The 18,742-nt window shown below is 70.2% G+C and carries 18 protein-coding genes; 15 read left to right on the top strand and 3 right to left on the bottom strand.

Annotation, left to right across the window (positions count from 1 at the left end; translation table 11 throughout):
* The 4 genes from RC2_RS10040 (at nt 1) to RC2_RS10025 (ending at nt 5,649) form a co-directional block, all read left to right on the top strand.
* A complete protein-coding gene (locus RC2_RS10040) occupies nt 1-339 on the top strand; it encodes a P-II family nitrogen regulator (protein WP_068100623.1) in 339 nt (112 codons plus the stop codon).
* 106 nt (nt 340-445) lie between these two features.
* The gene (locus tag RC2_RS10035; protein ID WP_068150348.1) at nt 446-2,914 is read left to right on the top strand and encodes a [protein-PII] uridylyltransferase; all 2,469 of its coding nucleotides are present in this window, start codon (nt 446-448) and stop codon (nt 2,912-2,914) included.
* A gap of 79 nt (nt 2,915-2,993) precedes the next feature.
* Nucleotides 2,994-4,547 carry a signal recognition particle protein gene (ffh, locus tag RC2_RS10030; RefSeq protein WP_068150353.1) on the top strand — a complete coding sequence of 518 codons (1,554 nt, stop codon included), beginning with the start codon at nt 2,994-2,996 and terminating at the stop codon, nt 4,545-4,547.
* A 25-nt stretch (nt 4,548-4,572) separates the two neighbouring features.
* The gene (locus RC2_RS10025; protein ID WP_068150389.1) at nt 4,573-5,649 is read left to right on the top strand and encodes an amidohydrolase family protein; all 1,077 of its coding nucleotides are present in this window, start codon (nt 4,573-4,575) and stop codon (nt 5,647-5,649) included.
* 31 nt (nt 5,650-5,680) lie between these two features.
* On the opposite strand, the gene RC2_RS10020 is transcribed toward RC2_RS10025, so the two are convergent.
* Nucleotides 5,681-6,364, bottom strand: a complete 684-nt coding sequence (locus tag RC2_RS10020; RefSeq protein ID WP_139277338.1) for a response regulator — start codon at nt 6,362-6,364, stop codon at nt 5,681-5,683.
* A 29-nt stretch (nt 6,365-6,393) separates the two neighbouring features.
* The gene (locus RC2_RS10015; RefSeq protein WP_082895622.1) at nt 6,394-8,046 is read right to left on the bottom strand and encodes a sensor histidine kinase; all 1,653 of its coding nucleotides are present in this window, start codon (nt 8,044-8,046) and stop codon (nt 6,394-6,396) included.
* A gap of 107 nt (nt 8,047-8,153) precedes the next feature.
* Between RC2_RS10015 and RC2_RS10010 the strand changes: the two genes are divergently transcribed.
* The 8 genes from RC2_RS10010 (at nt 8,154) to trmD (ending at nt 13,752) form a co-directional block, all read left to right on the top strand.
* The gene (locus tag RC2_RS10010) at nt 8,154-9,122 is read left to right on the top strand and encodes a Bug family tripartite tricarboxylate transporter substrate binding protein (RefSeq protein WP_068150357.1); all 969 of its coding nucleotides are present in this window, start codon (nt 8,154-8,156) and stop codon (nt 9,120-9,122) included.
* A complete protein-coding gene (locus tag RC2_RS10005) occupies nt 9,119-9,655 on the top strand; it encodes a tripartite tricarboxylate transporter TctB family protein (protein WP_245811062.1) in 537 nt (178 codons plus the stop codon). Before RC2_RS10010 ends, RC2_RS10005 begins: the two co-directional genes overlap by 4 nt.
* On the top strand, nt 9,655-11,181 hold the full coding sequence (locus tag RC2_RS10000) for a tripartite tricarboxylate transporter permease (protein WP_068150359.1): 1,527 nt from the start codon (nt 9,655-9,657) through the stop codon (nt 11,179-11,181). The genes RC2_RS10005 and RC2_RS10000 overlap by 1 nt, the downstream gene beginning before the upstream one ends.
* Nucleotides 11,178-11,567, top strand: a complete 390-nt coding sequence (locus RC2_RS09995; protein WP_068150361.1) for a universal stress protein — start codon at nt 11,178-11,180, stop codon at nt 11,565-11,567. Before RC2_RS10000 ends, RC2_RS09995 begins: the two co-directional genes overlap by 4 nt.
* 206 nt (nt 11,568-11,773) lie before the next feature.
* Nucleotides 11,774-12,232, top strand: a complete 459-nt coding sequence (gene rpsP / locus RC2_RS09990; protein WP_068150364.1) for a 30S ribosomal protein S16 — start codon at nt 11,774-11,776, stop codon at nt 12,230-12,232.
* Nucleotides 12,229-12,471: an RNA-binding protein gene (locus tag RC2_RS09985; protein ID WP_068100637.1), complete on the top strand. Its 243-nt coding sequence runs from the start codon at nt 12,229-12,231 to the stop codon at nt 12,469-12,471. The genes rpsP and RC2_RS09985 overlap by 4 nt, the downstream gene beginning before the upstream one ends.
* 10 nt (nt 12,472-12,481) lie before the next feature.
* Nucleotides 12,482-13,024 (top strand): ribosome maturation factor RimM, encoded by a 543-nt coding sequence (gene rimM / locus RC2_RS09980; protein WP_068150367.1) that lies wholly within the window; start codon nt 12,482-12,484, stop codon nt 13,022-13,024.
* 47 nt (nt 13,025-13,071) lie between these two features.
* Entirely contained in the window at nt 13,072-13,752 is a 681-nt protein-coding gene (gene trmD, locus RC2_RS09975; protein ID WP_068150397.1) for a tRNA (guanosine(37)-N1)-methyltransferase TrmD, read from the top strand.
* On the opposite strand, the gene RC2_RS09970 is transcribed toward trmD, so the two are convergent.
* Nucleotides 13,749-14,732: a serine hydrolase gene (locus RC2_RS09970; RefSeq protein WP_245811061.1), complete on the bottom strand. Its 984-nt coding sequence runs from the start codon at nt 14,730-14,732 to the stop codon at nt 13,749-13,751. The genes trmD and RC2_RS09970 overlap by 4 nt on opposite strands.
* An 82-nt stretch (nt 14,733-14,814) precedes the next feature.
* Here RC2_RS09970 and RC2_RS09965 point away from each other — a divergent pair, with 82 nt between their 5' ends.
* The 3 genes from RC2_RS09965 to rplS all read left to right on the top strand — a co-directional run bounded on the left by RC2_RS09965 (nt 14,815) and on the right by rplS (nt 18,677).
* Nucleotides 14,815-17,196, top strand: coding sequence for a Tex family protein (locus RC2_RS09965; protein WP_174552311.1), 2,382 nt, complete (start codon nt 14,815-14,817; stop codon nt 17,194-17,196).
* Between the two features lie 83 nt (nt 17,197-17,279).
* Nucleotides 17,280-18,149: a hypothetical protein gene (locus RC2_RS09960; RefSeq protein ID WP_139277370.1), complete on the top strand. Its 870-nt coding sequence runs from the start codon at nt 17,280-17,282 to the stop codon at nt 18,147-18,149.
* 186 nt (nt 18,150-18,335) lie between these two features.
* Nucleotides 18,336-18,677, top strand: a complete 342-nt coding sequence (gene rplS, locus RC2_RS09955) for a 50S ribosomal protein L19 (RefSeq protein ID WP_068150377.1) — start codon at nt 18,336-18,338, stop codon at nt 18,675-18,677.
* Nucleotides 18,678-18,742: the final 65 nt, after the last annotated feature.

Genomic DNA, 18,742 nt, shown 5'->3' with positions numbered 1-18,742 from the left:
ATGAAGTTGATCACCGCAATCGTCAAGCCGTTCACCCTCGAGGACGTCAAGACGGGTCTCGAGCAGGCCGGGATCCTCGGCATGACCGTGAGCGAGGTCCAAGGGTACGGCCGGCAGAAGGGCCACACCGAGGTCTACCGCGGTGCGGAGTACTCGGTGGACTTCGTACCGAAGGTGCGGGTGGAGGTCGTCGTCGACGACGCGGCCGTGGACAAGGTGGTCGAGGTGATCGTCGAGGCGGCACGCACCGGCAAGATCGGCGACGGCAAGGTCTGGGTCTCGCCGGTCGAGGCCGTGGTCCGGGTGCGGACGGGGGAGCGCGGCACCGACGCGCTCTGACCCCTGTTCCGCTGGACCGGCCGTGATTCCACCCGACGACGAGGTGGGGTCGCGGCCGGTCCCGTGAGAGCGTCACCGATTTCCGGCGGACCCGAGAGGACACGAGATGGCTGCGGAACGAGCGAGCGGCACCACCGCCGGTGCCACGGATCTGGTGCGGGCGCGGACCAAGCTCCTGGAGGGCCGCGGGCGCACGCGCCTGTCTGCTCCGGCACTCCGCGAAGCGCTGACCGACCTCTTCGAATTGTGGCTCACCACCACTGCTTCCGAGGTGGGGATCACCCCGGACAGCGGGTTCGCGGTTCTCGCGGTGGGCGGGCTCGCCCGGCGCGAGATGTTGCCGTTCTCCGACCTCGATCTGGTGCTCCTGCACGACGACATGGAGCCTGCTCTGGTCTCGGATGTCGCGGACAAGCTCTGGTATCCCCTGTGGGACGCCCACATCGGGCTCGATCACAGCGTGCGGACCCCCGGTCAGGCGCTGGACGTGGCGGCATCCGATCTCACCGCCGCGCTCGGTCTGCTGGACGCGCGCCACATCGTCGGTGACAAGGAGCTGTCCACCGCCGTCGTCTCGGGCATCGTGCGCCAGTGGCGCAGCGGGATACGTGATCGGTTCCCCGACCTCGAGGAGGCGACCCGAGCCCGATGGAACCGCAGCGGCGACATCGCCCATCGCGCCGAGCCCGACCTCAAGAGCGGTCGCGGTGGTCTTCGTGACGTCCAACTGCTCGATGCCCTGTCGCTCGCCCAGGTGACCGACGCGATGCCCGGTCTGGGACCCGACTCTCCGAGTGGCGGTGTGCAGGAAGCACATCGGCGGATTCTCGACGTGCGCACCGAGCTCCACCGGGTCGCCGGGCGGGGTCGCGATCATCTGCGGGCCCAGGACGCCGACGAGATCGCGGCCGCCCTGCGGCTCGGCGATCGCTTCGATCTGGCTCGGGTGCTCACCGATGCGGCACGCACCATCGGGTACTCCGTCGACGTGGGACTGCGGACCGCGGCCAATGCGCTTCCGCGGCGCGGGCTTTCGCGGCTGCGCCTGGTTCCGGTGCGGCGCCCGCTCGACGAGGGTGTCGTGGAGCACGCGGGCGAGGTGGTGCTCGCTCGCGATGCGCGACCGACCAAGGACCCGGGTCTGATCATGCGGGTCGCGGCGGCGGCGGCGGTGACGGGGCTGCCGATGTCCGCCTCGACCTTGCGTCGACTGTCCGACAGCGCACCGGAACTGCGGGAACCGTGGCCGAAGGAAGCGGTGGACGATCTGCTGGTCGTCCTGGGGTCCGGCAGTCGCGCCGTCGCCGTGATCGAGGCCCTCGACCGCACCGGACTGTGGGGCCGTCTGATGCCGGAATGGGGCGCGGTGCGCGATCTTCCGCCTCGCGACGCCGTGCACACCTGGACCGTCGACCGGCATCTGGTGGAGACCGCCGCCGTCGCCTCCGGCCTGACCACCCGCGTCGCACGACCGGATCTCCTGGTGCTCGGGGCCTTGCTGCACGACATCGGCAAGGGGCGCGGCGGCGACCACAGCGTGGTGGGTGCGGACATCGCGGCGCAGATCGGTCGGCGTCTCGGGCTGTGGCCGTCGGACCTCGCGGTGGTGGTGGCGATGGTGCGCCACCATTTGCTGCTGCCGGACACCGCGACGCGGCGCGATCTCGACGATCCCGCCACCGTGGAGCGCGTCGTCGACACGCTCGGCGGTGATGCCCGGCTGCTGGAATTGCTCCACGCTCTCGCCGAGGCCGACTCGATCGCCACCGGCCCCGGCGTCTGGGGCGAGTGGAAGGCGTCGCTCATCGGTGATCTCGTGCACCGATGCCGACTGGTCGTGGCGGGGGAGGCCCTGCCCGAGCCCGATCCGGTGGACCCGGCGTTGCTGGCGCGCGCCGACGAGGGCGTCGTGGTCGATCTGACGCCGACCGACGCACCGCACACGTTCGACGTGACCGTCGTCGCGCCGGACCGTCGCGGACTGCTCTCCAATGCGGCCGGGGTGCTCGCCCTGGCGTCGCTGCGGGTGCTGTCCGCCTCGGTGACCAGCGCGCGGGGTCATGCGGTGAATCGCTTCGTCGTCAGCCCGGCCTTCGGCAGCCCGCCGGAACCGGGGCTGCTCCGTCAGGAGCTGATCCGATCGCTCGACGGCGACCTGCCTCTCCTCGAACGGCTGGACGCCAAGGAGGCGGAGGCCCGATCGGCGTCGACACCGGGGTTGCTCCCCGACCCCGCGACCGTGCCTCGAGCAGTCGGGGGTCTGCCCCTGCATGCCCAGGCGCCGCCGCGCATTCTCTGGTTCGACGGGGAGGATCCCGCGCAGGCCGTCGTCGAGGTGCGGGCGGAGGATCGTCCGGGCCTGCTGTGTCGTCTGGCCGCGGTGTTCGAGACGCACGGGACCGATGTCCTGTGGGCCAAGGTCGCCACCCGCGGCACGTCGGTGATCGACGCCTTCGGGGTGGATCTGTCCGGGGGAGGCGAGCCCGCCTCGGTCGTGCGCGGCGAGATCGAACGGAGCCTGCTCGCGGTGGTACCCGCTCCTGCTCCGCCCGCCGAGGACGACGACCGGCCCTAGCACCTGGTCGCCACGGCCGTCGGCCACGACCGTTAGGCTGGGTGAGCACGTCGTCCGCGGAAATTCAGGAGCGTCATCGGTGTTCGAATCACTGTCCGACAGATTGACCGGAAGCCTCAAGGATCTGCGAGGCAAGGGTCGGCTGTCGGCGTCCGACATCGACGCGGTGTGCCGTGAGATCCGGTTGGCGCTCCTCGACGCCGACGTCGCCCTGCCGGTGGTCCGCGCGTTCATCGCTCGGATCAAGGAGCGCGCGAAGGGCGCGGAGGTCTCCGCCGCACTCAACCCTGCTCAGCAGGTGGTCAAGATCGTCAACGACGAGCTGGTCGGCATCCTGGGCGGCGAGACCCGGCGGTTGACGTTCGCGAAGAACCCGCCGACGGTCATCATGCTGGCCGGCCTGCAGGGTTCCGGTAAGACCACCCTGGCGGGCAAGCTCGCGCGCTGGTTGAAGACGCAGAACCACACCCCGCTCCTGGTGGCGTGCGATCTCCAGCGTCCCGGCGCCGTGTCGCAACTGCAGATCGTCGGCGAGCGGGCCGGTGCGTCGGTGTTCGCTCCGCACCCCGGAACCTCGATCGGCGGCGGCGAGAACGCACTCGGCGTGTCCGCGGCGGATCCGGTGGAGGTCGCCCGGGCCGGTGTCGCCGAGGCCCGCGCCAAGCAGCACGACGTGGTCATCATCGACACCGCCGGCCGCCTGGGTATCGACTCGGAGTTGATGGGCCAGGCGGCGGGGATCCGCGACGCGACCGAGCCGGACGAGGTGCTGTTCGTCCTCGACGCGATGATCGGTCAGGACGCCGTCAGCACCGCCGAGGCGTTCCAGGACGGAGTCGGATTCACCGGCGTCGTGCTGACCAAGCTCGACGGCGACGCCCGCGGCGGCGCGGCCCTGTCCGTCCGCGAGGTCACGGGCCGACCGATCATGTTCGCCTCCACCGGCGAGAAGCTCGAGGACTTCGACGTCTTCCATCCGGACCGGATGGCCGGCCGGATCCTCGGAATGGGCGACCTGCTCAGCCTCATCGAGCAGGCCGAGACGGTCTTCGACGCGAAGCAGGCCGAGGACACCGCGGCCAAGATCGGCTCGGGTCAGCTCACCCTCGAGGACTTCCTCGAGCAGATGATGGCGATCCGCAAGATGGGCCCCATCGGCAACCTGCTCGGCATGCTCCCCGGCGCGGGCCAGATGAAGGACGCACTGGCGTCCGTCGACGACAAGCAGCTCGACCGCGTGCAGGCCATCATCCGCGGCATGACGCCGGCCGAGCGCGCGGATCCCAAGATCATCAACGCGTCCCGTCGCCTGCGCATCGCGAACGGTTCGGGCGTCAAGGTGTCCGACGTCAACCAGCTCGTCGATCGCTTCTTCGAGGCCCGCAAGATGATGGCGTCGATGGCGGGCCGCATGGGTATGCCCGGGGCGCGCAAGCAGGTGCAGCGGTCCAAGAAGGGCAAGAAGGGCAAGAAGGGTGGTCGCGGACCCACGCCGCCGAAGGCACGGGGCGGTTTTCCCGGTGGCCTGCCCGCCGGGATGCCCGACCTGTCGTCCATGCCCAAGGGACTGGACCAGTTGCCGCCGGGACTCGAGGGTTTCGACCTCTCCCAGCTGAAGCTGCCGAAGAAGTAGGCGGCTCGTGCGGATCGGCCCGAACCTGCACCTGCGCGGCGCGCTGCTGGGCGGGGACGGCGAGTCGACCGAGCCCGTCGACGTCTGGGTGCGGGACGGCCTGATCTCCCTCGATCCGGTTCCGGGTGCCGTCACGGTCGCCGACGGTGGCTGGATCCTGCCCGGACTGGTGGACGCGCACTGTCACGTCGGGATCCGGTACGGCGGCGGCCACGAGGACGAGGCGGGCACCCTCGCCCAGGCCACCCGCGAGCGCGAGGTGGGCGCGCTGCTGCTGCGCGACGCCGGCTCGCCCGTCGACACCCGCGCACTCGACGATCACGACGACCTGCCTCGCATCATCCGGGCGGGTCGGCACATCGCGATGCCCAAGCGCTACATCCCGGGACTGGCCGTCGACCTCGAGGACGAGTCGCAGCTACCGGAGGCGGTGGCGCAGCAGGCGCGGCTCGGGGACGGGTGGGTCAAGCTGGTCGGCGACTGGATCGACCGCGAGGTCGGCGACCTCGCCCCGCTCTGGACCGACGACATCCTGCGCCAGGCCATCGACGCGGCGCACCGGGAAGGGGCCCGGGTGACCGCCCACGTGTTCGGTGAGGACGCTCTGCCCGGCATGATCGCCGCAGGGATCGACTGCATCGAGCACGGCACCGGACTGACCGACGAGACCGTCGCGATGATGGCCGAGCACGGAACGGCCCTGGTGCCCACGCTCATCAACATCGAGACCTTCCCGTCCATCGCCGACAGTGCCGGCAAGTATCCGGTCTACGCGCGTCACATGCGGGACCTGCACGCCCGGGTGGCCGACACCGTGGGGCGCGCGCACGACGCAGGCGTGCCGATCTACGCCGGAACCGACGCCGGGGGCGGAATCGAACACGGCCGCGTGGCGGACGAAGTGGCGGCTCTCGTCGGAGTCGGAATGACCCCGACGGAGGCACTCGGCGCGGCGAGTTGGGCGGCGCGGCGGTGGCTGGGACACGCCGGCATCGACCACGGCGCCCCCGCGGACCTGGTGTTCCACACCGAGGACCCGCGGCTCGGCCCCGAGGTCCTGTCGGCGCCCGACGTGGTGGTTCTTCGCGGTCGCGTGTGGTGACCCGAACGGCCGTCGGCGCCGCGCGCCGGGGTCACCGGCCGGAGCGATAGCGGCGTTCGGGCCGCCCGGCCCGGCCGTACTGCAGGCGCACCGAGACGGCGCCCGTGGCCAGATAGTGCTCGAGGTACCGCCGCGCGCTCACGCGTGAGATGCCCACGGCCTCGGCGCATTCGGAGGCCGACAGTTCGGCGCCGGTGGCGACGGCGTCGAGGACCAACCGCCCCGTCTCCGCCGACAGCCCCTTCGGCAGCGGGAGCAGCCTACCCTCGGGGCGAGCGTCGGTCGACGCGCCGCTGCCGAACAGCGAATCGACCAGATTCTGGTCCGCGGCACCGGATTCGAGCGCCTCGGTGCGCATGCGGAAGGACTCCAACTTGTCGCGGAGCTGGGGGTACTCGAACGGCTTGATGAGGTAGTCCGCGGCCCCGCCGCTGAGGGCGTCGGCCACGGTGTCGAGTTCGCGTGCGGCCGTGATCATGATGACGCCCACCGGGTTCTTCTCGGCCCGCAGACGTCGGAGGACGTCCAGACCGGACGTGTCGGGCAGATGCACGTCGAGCAGGATCAGGTCCGGGTCGAGTTCCGCCACGGCGGTCAGGGCCGCGGCGGCGGTGTGGGCGACCCCGACGGCAGTGAATCCGTCGGTGTGGTCGACGAAACGACGGTGGATGTCGGCGACCATGAAGTCGTCGTCGACCACGAGAACGGTCGGCACGGTGGTCCTCTCTTCTCGGGGAACGGGGATCAGCCGAGCGGGATGCGGACGCGGAAGCGGGCGCCCCCGGTGTCTGCGTCGTCGACGACGGCGGTGCCGCCGTGTTGCACGCTGACCAGTCGGACCAGAGCGAGACCGATACCGCGTCCCCCGGGGGTGTTCGGCTTGGACGTCACCCCGCGCGAGAACACCCGGTCCCGCATGTCCGGCGGCACACCGGGTCCGGAGTCGGTGACCTCCACCAGCAGGTCGGGCTCGTCCTGCAGGCGCACCACGATGCGCTCCGCGCCGGAGTCGCGCGAGACGTCCAGGGCGTTGTCGACCAGGTTTCCGACGACGGTGATGACGTCGGTGGACAACGCGGGATCCAGCGCGCGCAGGTGCGAGGCGGGATCGAGATCGAGTCGCACCCCGACCTCGGCCGCCAGCGACGTCTTGGCGATCAGCAGCGCGGCCACGGCCGGGTCGAGGACGTGAGCGGTGATGGACTCGCTGATCTCCGCCCGGCGGCGGGTGAGCGTGCCCACCAGCGCCGTCACCTCGTCGTAGCTGCCGAGTTGGGCCAGTCCGGAGATGGTGTGCAGCTGGTTCGCGAACTCGTGGGTCTGGGCCCGCAGAGTGTCGGTGACCGACTTGTGGGAGGTCAACTGGCTCTGCATCGAGGCGAGCTCGGTGCTGTCGCGCATGGTGGTGACCGTACCGATGCTCCGGCCGTGTCGATCGGAGCCGGTCGCGGTGTCGCCGCGAATGGTCGCGCTGCGACGGTTCACCGCGAGAACGCGGGTGGCCGTGGTGATCACGAGGTCCTCGACCTCGCCCTGCGCCAGCAGCACCTCGGTGAGGCCGGGGTCGATGCCGACCTCGTCCACCGGTCGGCCGACGACGCCCGGTTCGACCCCGAGCAGGGCCACGGCGCTGTCGTTGATCATGGTGATCCGACCGTCGGTGCCGACGGCGATCACGCCTTCGCGGATACTGTGCAACAACGCTTCTCGGTGATCGGCGAGCGTCGCGATCTCGGCCGTCTCGAGGCCCAGGGTGTGGCGGCGGACGCGTCGGGAGAGCAGGACGGAGCCGACGGCGCCGAGCCCGGCCCCGATGCCGAGGTAGATCAGGAGCCGAGCGCCCGAGCCGGACAACAACATCCACGTCGACGGGTAGTTCTCGGACACCGTGACCACGGCGAGAACACGCCCGTCGGTGTCGAGAACCGGGACGTGACCGGCGATCGATCGGCGGCCGTCGACGGTGACGTCGCCGTACCACCCGCGACCGCGCACCGCGTCGCTGTCACCGAGATCGGCCGTGCCGCGCACGCGCGTCGGGTCGGTGGAGGCGAGCACCCGGCCGTCGGGGGCGACGATCTCGGCGACCGTCGCCCCCGACAGCGCGGCGGCACGGTCGACGTCGGGTGCGAGAACCTGCTCGGCCAGGGGCGCGTCGAGTTGTTCGCGGACGATCGGCGTCGAGGCGAGGGACTCGGCCACGGACAGCATCCGGCCGCCCTGCAGGTCCCGGAACTCCCGCGTCGACTGATGCACCGACACGGCGGCGACGGCCCCGAGCACGACCGCGACGACGGCCAGCTGCAGGACCAGCACCTGGCCGGCGAGGGAGCGGCGGCGGCGGCCACGAAGGCGGGCCGTGCGAGGCCGGACGACGCGGCGGGATGGCGACCACAAAGAACACTACTTTCGTTGCTACCGAATGGGTGACGTGTGTCACGCGGCATCTCATGATTGCTCTCGATCACAGTCTGACATGCAGTAACGAGACGAATCGAGGATCGATGCCGAGAAGGCTGATCGCCGCCCTGGCGCTGCTGCTCCTGGTGGCGTCGTGCGGGGTGACCCGCGGCGACGAGGGAGAGGGGTTGCACCGTCTGCGCATGATGGTGCCCAACAGCCCCGGTGGCGGGTACGACCTGACCGCGCGCACCGCGGTGAAGATCATGGAGGACGAGGACATCACCGGCCGCGTCGAGGTGTTCAACGTCATCGGCGCCGGCGGCACCGTCGCCATGGCGCGCCTGATGAACGAGGCCGGCAACGAGGACCTCATGATGATGATGGGCCTCGGTGTCGTCGGCGCCGTCTACACCAACGGGTCCGCGGCTCGGGTCTCCGATGCGACGCCGCTGGCGAAGATGATCGAGGAGCAGGAAGGCATCCTGGTCCCGGCCGACTCGCCGTTCCGAACCGTCGGCGATCTGGTCGCCGCGTGGACCGCGAATCCCGGATCGGTCACCGTCGGCGGCGGCTCGTCGCCCGGTGGGCCCGATCACCTCTTCCCCATGGAGGTCGCGCAGACGGTGGGGATCGATCCCACGACCGTCAACTACATCTCCTACGACGGCGGCGGCGACCTGCTGACGGCGTTGCTGGGCAACAAGATCGCCGCCGGGACCTCCGGTCTGGGGGAGTACGTCGACCAGATCGAGTCCGGCCAGGTGCGCGTGCTCGCCGTGTCCGGCTCCGAGCGGGTTCCGGGGATCGACGCGCCGACGCTGCGCGAGGCCGGCATCGACCTCGAATTCACCAACTGGCGCGGCATTCTCGCGCCTCCCGGACTGTCGGACGAGGTGCGCGCCGAGATGGTCGAGGCCCTCACCACGCTCCACGGGACGGACGCATGGAAGGAGGCTCTCGTGAGCAACGGATGGACCGACGCCTTCGAGACCGGACCGGAGTTCGAGACGTTCCTGCAGGAGCAGGACGCGCGGGTCGAGTCGACCCTGACCGAGCTGGGGCTCGTGTGACCGCCACGGTGAACCGGCCACCCGAGTCCGGTGACACGTCCGCTCGTCGGCCTCGCGACCTCGCCCAATTCGGCGTCTGCGCCGTCCTCGTGGTGGTCGGAGTGTTCCTCCTCGTGGACGCGATGAACCTGACGGCGGAGTTCGCGAAGGTCGACCCCGTCGGGCCCAAGCTGTTCCCCATCGTGATCGGTGCGGGCATGCTGATCTGCGCGGTCGCCCTCGCGATCGCCACCCTGCGCGGCTCGCGGGCGGAGCCGGAGAGCGGCGAGGACGTCGACGTCTCCGCACCGGCCGACTGGAAGACCGTCGGACTGCTCGTCGGTCTCTTCGTGGCCACCATCGCGCTGGTCGACGTGCTCGGCTGGGTGATCATGGGTGCGCTGCTGTTCGGCGGTGCCGCAACGATTCTCGGCAACAAGCACTGGATCCGGAACCTCGCGATCGGCCTGGTGCTCTCGCTGGTGAGCTTCTACGCGTTCTACGTCGGACTCGGAATCCCGCTGTCCGCAGGCATTCTGGACGGAATTCTCTGATGGACAATCTCAGTTGGCTCCTCGAGGGCCTGTCCCAGGCGGCGACGCCGATGAACCTGCTGTACGCCTGCATCGGTGTGCTGCTCGGCACCGCCGTGGGCGTGCTGCCCGGCATCGGGCCGGCGATGACCGTCGCCCTGCTGCTGCCCATCACCTACAACGTCAGTCCCAGTGCGGCGTTCATCATGTTCGCCGGCATCTACTACGGCGGCATGTACGGCGGATCGACGACGTCGATCCTGTTGAACACCCCCGGTGAATCGTCGTCGGTCATCACCGCCCTCGAGGGCAACAAGATGGCCAAGGCCGGGCGAGCGGCGCAGGCCCTCGCGACCGCGGCCATCGGATCCTTCGTCGCCGGCACCATCGGCACGCTGCTCCTGGTGCTGTTCGCTCCGATCGTCTCGCGGTTCGCGGTGTCCCTCGGGGCGCCGTCGTACCTGGCGATCATGCTGCTGGCGCTGGTGGCGGTCACGGCCGTCCTCGGTTCGTCCAAGCTGCGTGGCTGCATCTCGCTGCTGCTCGGTCTGGCCATCGGCCTCGTCGGGATCGACTTCCTCACCGGCCAGCCGCGTGCGACGTTCGGTATCCCGCTGCTCTCCGACGGCATCGACATCGTCGTCATCGCGGTCGCGGTCTTCGCGCTCGGCGAAGCCCTCTGGGTCGCCGCGCATCTGCGGCGCAAGCCCGCCGAGGTCATCCCGGTCGGCCGCCCGTGGATGGGCAAGGCCGACTGGAAGCGGTCCTGGAAGCCGTGGCTGCGTGGCACGGCCTTCGGCTTCCCGTTCGGTGCCCTCCCCGCCGGCGGCGCCGAGCTGCCCACGTTCCTGTCGTACATCACCGAGAAGAAGCTGACGAAGCACCCCGAGCAGTTCGGCAAGGGCGCGATCGAGGGCGTCGCCGGTCCGGAGGCCGCCAACAACGCGTCCGCCGCGGGCACCCTGGTGCCGATGCTGTCGCTGGGTCTGCCCACCAACGCCACCGCGGCCGTCATGCTGACCGCGTTCGTGTCCTACGGCATCCAGCCCGGACCGACGCTGTTCGACAAGGAACCGCTGCTGGTCTGGACCCTGATCGCCAGCTTGTTCATCGGCAACTTCCTGCTGCTGGCGCTGAACCTGCCGCTCGCCCCGCTGTGGGCGAAGCTGCTGCGCACCCCGCGGCCCTACCTCTACGCCGGCATCCTGTTCTTCGCCGTGCTCGGGGCCTACGCGGTCAACCTCCAGTGGCTCGACCTGGCGCTGCTGCTGGTCTTCGGCCTCCTGGGCCTGATGATGCGACGCTTCGGACTGCCCGTCCTGCCGCTCATCATCGGCGTCATCCTCGGCCCGCGCATCGAGCGTCAGCTCCGTCAGACGCTGCAGCTCAACGAGGGCAACTGGAGCGGTGTGTTCACCGAGCCCATCGCGGTGGCCGTGTACGTCGTCATCGCCGTCCTGCTCGTCGCGCCGTTTCTCGGCCGCCTCGTCCGCGGTCGCGTCGGCACCCCCGCCACGGAGCTCACCCGAGAGAAGGAGAACGCATGATCGTCGTCGGCTACACGCCGGATCGCTACGGGGCCGCCGCGCTCGACCACGGCATCGCCGAGGCTCGCGTCCGAGGGACCGGGGTGCGCGTGGTCAACGCGACGCGGGGCGACGCCCTGGTGGACACCAAGTTCGCCGGGGACAGCGACGTCGATGCGCTCGAATCGACCCTGTCGGCGTCGGGAGTCGAGCACGAGATCGAGAGCGACGTCTCCGTCGATCCCGTCGAGGCCCTGCTCGGCGCGATGGACCGCGAGGATGCCGAGCTGCTCGTGATCGGCATCCGGCACCGTTCTCCGGTGGGGAAGCTGCTCATGGGCAGCACGGCCCAGCGATTGTTGCTGCAGTGCGACAAGCCGGTGCTGGCGGTGAAGCCGGCGGAGTAACCGACCGGAGGCCGGTCGGATTGGTACGGGCGGGCAGTGGTCTGGCAGAATGGACCGCTGTCCGCCCGTCTCCGGTTACGTACCGCGCGGCGGTCACGACACCCCTTCATCGCAAAACCGGGTGCACGCGCCGTGTGCATCGCTGAATTGCGCCGTGACCAACTCCGGTCGCCCCGGCGACCACCACGAAAGAGGCTCTGTTCTCCATGGCAGTCAAGATCAAGCTCACCCGTCTCGGCAAGATCCGCAACCCGCAGTACCGCATCGTCGTCGCCGATGCGCGTACCCGTCGTGGTGGCCGCGCGATCGAGACGATCGGCAAGTACCACCCGAAGGAAGAGCCCTCCCTGATCGAGGTCGACACCGAGCGCGCGCAGTACTGGCTGGGCGTCGGTGCGCAGCCGACCGAGCCCGTCGAGGCCATCCTCAAGATCACCGGTGACTGGCAGAAGTTCAAGGGCCTCCCGGGCGCCGAGGGCACCCTCAAGGTGAAGGAGCAGGGCCCGTCCAAGCTGGACCTGTTCAACGCTGCTCTCGCCGCGGCCGACAACGAGCCGGTCGCCGAGGCCACCACGCCGAAGAAGAAGAAGGCCGCCAAGGCCGACGACGCCGAGGCCACCTCGGCCGAGACCGCCGACGCGACCGACGAGTCCGCCGACAAGTGAGCGCGATGGTCGCCGACGCCGTCGAGCATCTCGTTCGCGGCATCGTCTCCAATCCCGACGACGTCCGCGTCGAGATGATCACCGGTCGTCGCGGACGAACCGTCGAGGTGCACGTCCACCCGGACGATCTCGGCAAGGTCATCGGCCGGGGCGGTCGGACCGCCACGGCCATCCGCACCCTGGTCACCGGCATCGGTGGGCGCGGCATTCGGGTCGACGTCATCGACACCGATCGCTGAGTCGGCGTCCGTGGAGCTCGTGATCGGCCGAGTGGCCAAGTCGCACGGAGTGCGCGGCGAGGTGGTCGTGGAGGTGCGGACGGACGAGCCCGACGAGCGGTTCGCGCCGGGCACCGTCCTGCGTGGCCGCTCTCGCGGTGCCTCGTCGACATCCGAGTACGTGGTGGAAGCCGCCCGGGACCATTCCGGGCGGCTTCTGCTGCGTCTGGCGGAGGTGTCCGACCGGGCGTCCGCGGATGCGCTGCGCGGCACGCTCTTCGTCGTCGACACCGCGGAGCTCCCGGAGTCGTCGGACCCCGACGAGTTCTACGACCACGAACTCGAGGGCATGACCGTGCGCTACGCGGAGGGCCACGCGCGTGCGGGCGAGGAGATCGGCACGGTCCGTGAGGTACTGCACTCGGCTGCAGGCGAACTGCTATCCGTGCGTCCCCGCGACGCGGACCGTGGCGAGCTGCTGATCCCGTTCGTGGCGGTGATGGTGCCGCGCGTCTCGCGCGACGAGCGCGTGGTCGAGGTGGATCCGCCGGACGGCTTGTTGAGCGAGCCGTGACCGACCGGAACGACGCCGAGCAACAGCTCGACGCGGTCACAGCCGCGTTGCGGCTCGACGTGGTCACCATCTTCCCCGAGTATCTCGAGCCCCTGCGGACGGCGTTGCTGGGCAAGGCGATCGAGCGCGGTCTGGTGTCGGTGGGCGTGCACGACCTGCGGGACTGGACGCACGACGTCCACAAGGCCGTCGACGACTCGCCGTACGGCGGTGGTCCCGGCATGGTCATGACGCCGACGGTGTGGGGCGACGCGCTGGACGACGTCACGGCGGATGCGGACGACCCGATCCTCGTGGTGCCCACCCCGGCCGGGGTTCCGTTCACCCAGCGCACCGCCGAACGGTGGTCGCGCGAGCGGCACCTGGTCTTCGCCTGCGGACGGTACGAGGGCATCGATCAGCGGGTGTTCGACGACGCGGCCCGGCGGATGCGGGTCGAAGAGGTCAGCATCGGCGACTACGTCCTCATCGGCGGTGAGGCCGCGGTACTGGTGATGACAGAGGCGGTCACACGACTGATCCCCGGTGTTCTGGGCAATCAACGGTCGCATCAACAGGATTCGTTCTCCGACGGTCTTCTCGAAGGACCCGGGTACACGCGACCCGCGGTGTGGCGCGATCTCGAGGTTCCGTCGGTGCTGTTGTCGGGCAACCACGCTCGCATCGAGGAGTGGCGGCGAGAGCAATCGCTCGCGCGCACCCGGGAGCGTCGACCCGACCTGCTCTAGTCGATCACCCCGTCGGGAAACAGAATCCTCAGGGCTCCGGTCACGGTGATGCGGGCGTGCTTCGCCCCGTCGTCGTCGACGACGTCCGTGTCGGTGGTGTCGTCCCGACCGCCGGACGCGCCGTACCAGGGTTCCTCGCGGGACAGCACGGCCAGGACGAACCTCTCGTCCGTGCCGACGAATCCGGTGCTCAGGTGGATCCACCGGCCGTCCACGCAACACATCCACCCCTGCTTGACCCCGCGAACGGACTCCCCGGGCAGCGCTCGGGGGATGCCGAACGTCTGCGGGTAGCCGTCGGTACCGAGCGGGGTGTAGCGCTCGAGGTCCGTGCGGATCGTGTCGCGGTCGGCGGGGGAGAGGCCGCCGCGTCCGTCGAGCAGGGCGTCGTAGTACGTGACCAGGTCGCGGGCGGTGGTGCGGGTGTTCCACCAGATGCCGTCGTCCGACGCGGTGGTCGATCCCAGCCCGTACCGCTCCGCGACGCGGGCGACCAGGTCGCTGCCCCCGGCGAAGTCCCAGAGTACCTGTGCCGCATCGTCGTCCGAGGAGGACAGCATCGGCGCGATCCGTTCGCGGACCTCGGCCGGCAGGTCGATCTCGCCTCGGGAGGACCGCACCAGCAGGTCGTCGGCGACGAACAGTTTGACCACCGAGGCGGTCTCGACGGGATCGTCGTCACCGATGCCGCGATAGGTGTCGGTTCGCCGATCGAGGTACCCGATGGACACGACGGCGCCGCGCTCCGCCGCGCCGTCCACCGCCTGTTGCAGGCGGCTCTGTGGATCCGGCGCCGGTGTCATGTCCGGCGCGGGGAAGGGCTCGGCCGCCGGCGCGTCGGTCACGACCACGGCGCCGGAGGGCGTACCGCACGCGACGGCCAGGGCCGCGATCGGAAGGAAGGCCCACCGCGCGACGGGGTGAGGGAGGAACTGCCGCATTCGCGACCGGCCGAAGCCGTACGTCGACGCCGTTGTCACCGAATTCTCGAACTCTCGAACTTTCCGCACCGCACGTGCGGTGCTGTGGACGACGATACCGGGCGCTGTAGGGTCGACCGCCGTGACGACCGCTCCGACATCAGTGAACCGCAGGATCGCCGACGAGCTGGAGGTGGCCGAGGAGCGTGTCCGCGCTGCCGTCGACCTGCTCGACGGGGGCGCCACCGTCCCCTTCATCGCGCGGTACCGCAAGGAAGCCACCGGCACTCTGGACGACACCCAGCTCCGCACCATCGAGGAGCGGCTGCGGTACCTCCGCGAGCTCGACGAGCGTCGTGCGACGGTCCTGGAGTCGATCCGCAGCCAGGGCAAGCTCACCGACGACCTCGCGGCGTCCATCGCGGAGGCGGACACCAAGACGCGACTCGAGGACATCTACCTCCCGTACAAGCAGAAGCGACGGACCAAGGCGCAGATCGCGCGCGAAGCCGGACACCAGCCCGTCGCCGACGCCCTGCTCGGCGATCCCACCACCGATCCGGCGTCCTTCGACGACGAGCAGTTGGCCGGCGCTCGCGCGATCCTGGTCGAGCAGTTCGCCGAGGACGCCGATCTGGTCGGTGAACTGCGCGAGACGATGTGGACACGCGGACGGCTGACCGCGACCGTGCGCGACGGCAAGGAAGCCGAGGGCGCCAAGTTCTCCGACTACTTCGCCTTCTCCGAGCCGTTCACCACCGTCCCCTCCCACCGCGTGCTCGCCGTCCTGCGCGGCGAGAAGGAGGAGGTGCTGGCCCCGACCATGCATCCCGAGCCGGACGACGAGGAGATCCCGCGCGGGACCCCGACGGTCTACGAGACGCGCATCGCCGCCCGGTTCGGCATCGCCGACCGAGGCCGTCCCGCCGATCGCTGGCTGCTCGACACGGTGCGGTGGGCGTGGCGCACCAAGATTCTCGTCGGACTCGGGCTCGACATCCGCCAGCGGCTCCGACAGGCGGCGGAGGAGCGGGCCGTCGAGGTGTTCGCCTCGAACCTCGAGGATCTGCTGCTCGCCGCCCCGGCCGGTGCGCGGACCACGATGGGTCTCGACCCCGGGTATCGCACCGGCACCAAGGTTGCGGTCGTCGACGCCACCGGCAAGGTGGTGGCCCACGAGACGATCTATCCGCACAAGCCGCAGGGCAAGTGGGCGGAGTCGCTGGCCACGCTGGCCGGGCTGGTGGCACGCCACGGCGTCGACCTGATCGCGATCGGCAACGGCACCGCGTCCCGCGAGACGGACGCGCTCGCGGCGGAACTGGTGGCGGCGCTGCCGAACACGACGCTCACCAAGGCCGTGGTGTCCGAGGCCGGCGCCTCCGTCTACTCGGCCTCGGCCTACGGCTCGCGGGAACTGCCGGACCTGGACGTCTCGATCCGCGGGGCGGTGTCCATCGCCCGTCGCCTGCAGGACCCGCTCGCCGAACTCGTGAAGATCGACCCCAAGTCGATCGGTGTCGGCCAGTACCAGCACGACGTGTCCGAGACGATGCTCGCGCGCTCCCTGGGCGCCGTCGTCGAGGACGCGGTGAACGCCGTCGGCGTCGACGTCAACACCGCCTCGGTGCCGCTGCTGGCGCGGGTGTCCGGCGTCGCGACCGGGCTCGCGGAATCCATCGTCGCGCACCGCGACGCGCACGGACCGTTCCGGACGCGCGCGGCGCTGAAGGACGTCCCCCGGCTGGGGCCGAAGGCATTCGAACAGTGCGCGGGCTTCCTCCGCATCACCGACGGGGACGACCCCCTCGACCGGTCCAGCGTCCACCCCGAGGCCTATCCGGTGGTTCGGCGCATCGTCGACGCCGCCGGGGTGGGGGTCCGCGAGATCGTGGGCAACACCGCCGTGCTCCGGACGCTGCGACCGCAGCAGTTCGTCGACGATCGGTTCGGCCTGCCCACCGTCACCGACATCCTCACCGAACTCGAGAAGCCCGGCCGTGACCCCCGTCCGGAGTTCACCACCGCGACCTTCGCGGCCGGGGTCGAGAAGGTCGCCGATCTGACCCCCGGCATGGTGCTCGAGGGCGTCGTCACCAACGTCGCCGCCTTCGGTGCGTTCGTGGACGTCGGTGTCCACCAGGACGGACTCGTGCACGTCTCCGCCATGTCCCGGTCGTTCGTCTCCGATCCCCGTGACGTCGTCAAGTCGGGGCAGGTGGTCAAGGTCAAGGTGATGGAGGTCGACGTGCCCCGCCAGCGCATCGGGCTGTCCCTGCGCCTCGACGACGAGCCGGGGAGCACGTCGACGCCGGATCGGAGCCGACCCCGCGACGGCGGTGACGGCCGCTCCCGAGGTGGCGACCGGGGCCGGCCGCGCACGGGGGAGCAGAACGCGCGGTCGTCGCGGTCCGGCCGGGCCGGCGCCGATCGCGCCGACCGGGGTGACCGTGGCGGCCGTCGGGAGGCGCCGGCGGCGACCGGGTCGATGGCCGACGCGCTGCGCCGCGCGGGTCTGGGCTGACCGTTCGGTCCCTCACCTGCGCCGGCGTGCGGCGGTATGCTTCCCGCACCCGTCGGCGGTGACGGGTGAGAGGTGAGACGGCCATGATCACGCGGTGGATCGACCACATGTCGGACGAGGGTCGAATTCCGCTGCTGTTCTTCCTCGTCGGGTTCCTCGCCGGATTCGCGTTCATTCGGTTCAGCGTCCGCATGATTCGCGCTCGGGTGCGGTGGTGGCCGGGCAACGTGACCCCGGGCGGGCACCACGTGCACCACGTGGTGTTCGGCACCGTCTGCATGCTGGTCTCCGGGGTCGCGCTCGTCGCGGTGTACGTCGACGGCACGCAGACCACCGGCGCGGTCCTCGCGACGTTCTTCGGCATCGGGGCCGCGCTGGTCCTCGACGAGTTCGCGCTCATCTTCTATCTGGAGGACGTGTACTGGGCGGAGCAGGGACGCACCTCCGTCGACGCCGTCTTCGTCGCCGTCGCGGTCACGGTGATGCTGCTGTTCGGTCTGCGACCGCTCGAATTCTTCGACGTCGCAGGATTCCGGGACGATCCGGATCCGGTGGTGCGTGCGCTGATCGTGGCTCTGGCGGCTCTGAACCTGCTGCTCGCCGCGATCGTGTTGGCCAAGGGCAAGATCTGGACCGGGCTGGTGGGGCTGTTCTTCCTGCCGCTGCTGCTCGTCGGTGCCCTGCGCCTCGGGCGGCCGGGGTCGCCGTGGGCGCGGTGGCGGTACACCCGTCGGCCCAAGCGGATGGCGCGTGCGGTGCGGCGCGAGCGCAACGTGCGCCGACCCGTCGTGCGGGCCAAGATCTGGACGCAGGATCTCATCGCCGGGCAGCCCGACGCGGCACACGTCCGCGCCGCCGCCGAGGACGTGCTCGACCGCATCGTCGTTCCGGCACCCCCGCCGCACGCCGAGCGACCCGCCGACACCGACCGCGAGAGTGTCGCCGCACGCTGATTTCCGTCGTCGACGGTCCGTCTGGCACAATCGTGGGGTTGCCCGGGGCCGGGCGCGCTGCGGCGTGCACGAACGGCGGGTGACACCCATTCGGAGCACGAACCAGTCGAGCGCCGTCGGTCCTTGTCGATCGAACGGTCGCCGCTCGGGTCCTCTGCTCGGCAGACGTCACAGCAAGGATGAGACATGAACACCCTGGACTTCCTGGACAAGCAGTCGCTGCGGAGCGACGTCCCCGAGTTCCGCCCCGGCGACACTCTGAACGTGCACGTGAAGGTCATCGAGGGCTCGAAGGAGCGCGTGCAGATCTTCAAGGGCGTCGTGATTCGACGTCAGGGTGGCGGCATCCGCGAGACCTTCACGGTCCGCAAGGTGTCCTTCGGTGTCGGCGTGGAGCGGACGTTCCCGGTCCACACCCCGAACATCGCCCAGATCGAGGTGCTGACTCGCGGTGACGTGCGTCGCGCCAAGCTGTACTACCTCCGCGAACTGCGTGGCAAGGCCGCGAAGATCAAGGAGAAGCGCTGACATCGTCGCGCTGCGTGACCCGGCCGGGTTCGCGGGAGTTCGCTCCCGCGGGCCGGCCGTCGTCG

The organism is Rhodococcoides corynebacterioides NBRC 14404 (assembly GCF_001894765.1).
Taxonomy (GTDB): domain Bacteria; phylum Actinomycetota; class Actinomycetes; order Mycobacteriales; family Mycobacteriaceae; genus Rhodococcoides; species Rhodococcoides corynebacterioides.
Note: the sequence above shows the minus strand (reverse complement) of the source record. Positions and strands in the feature narration are given on the sequence as shown.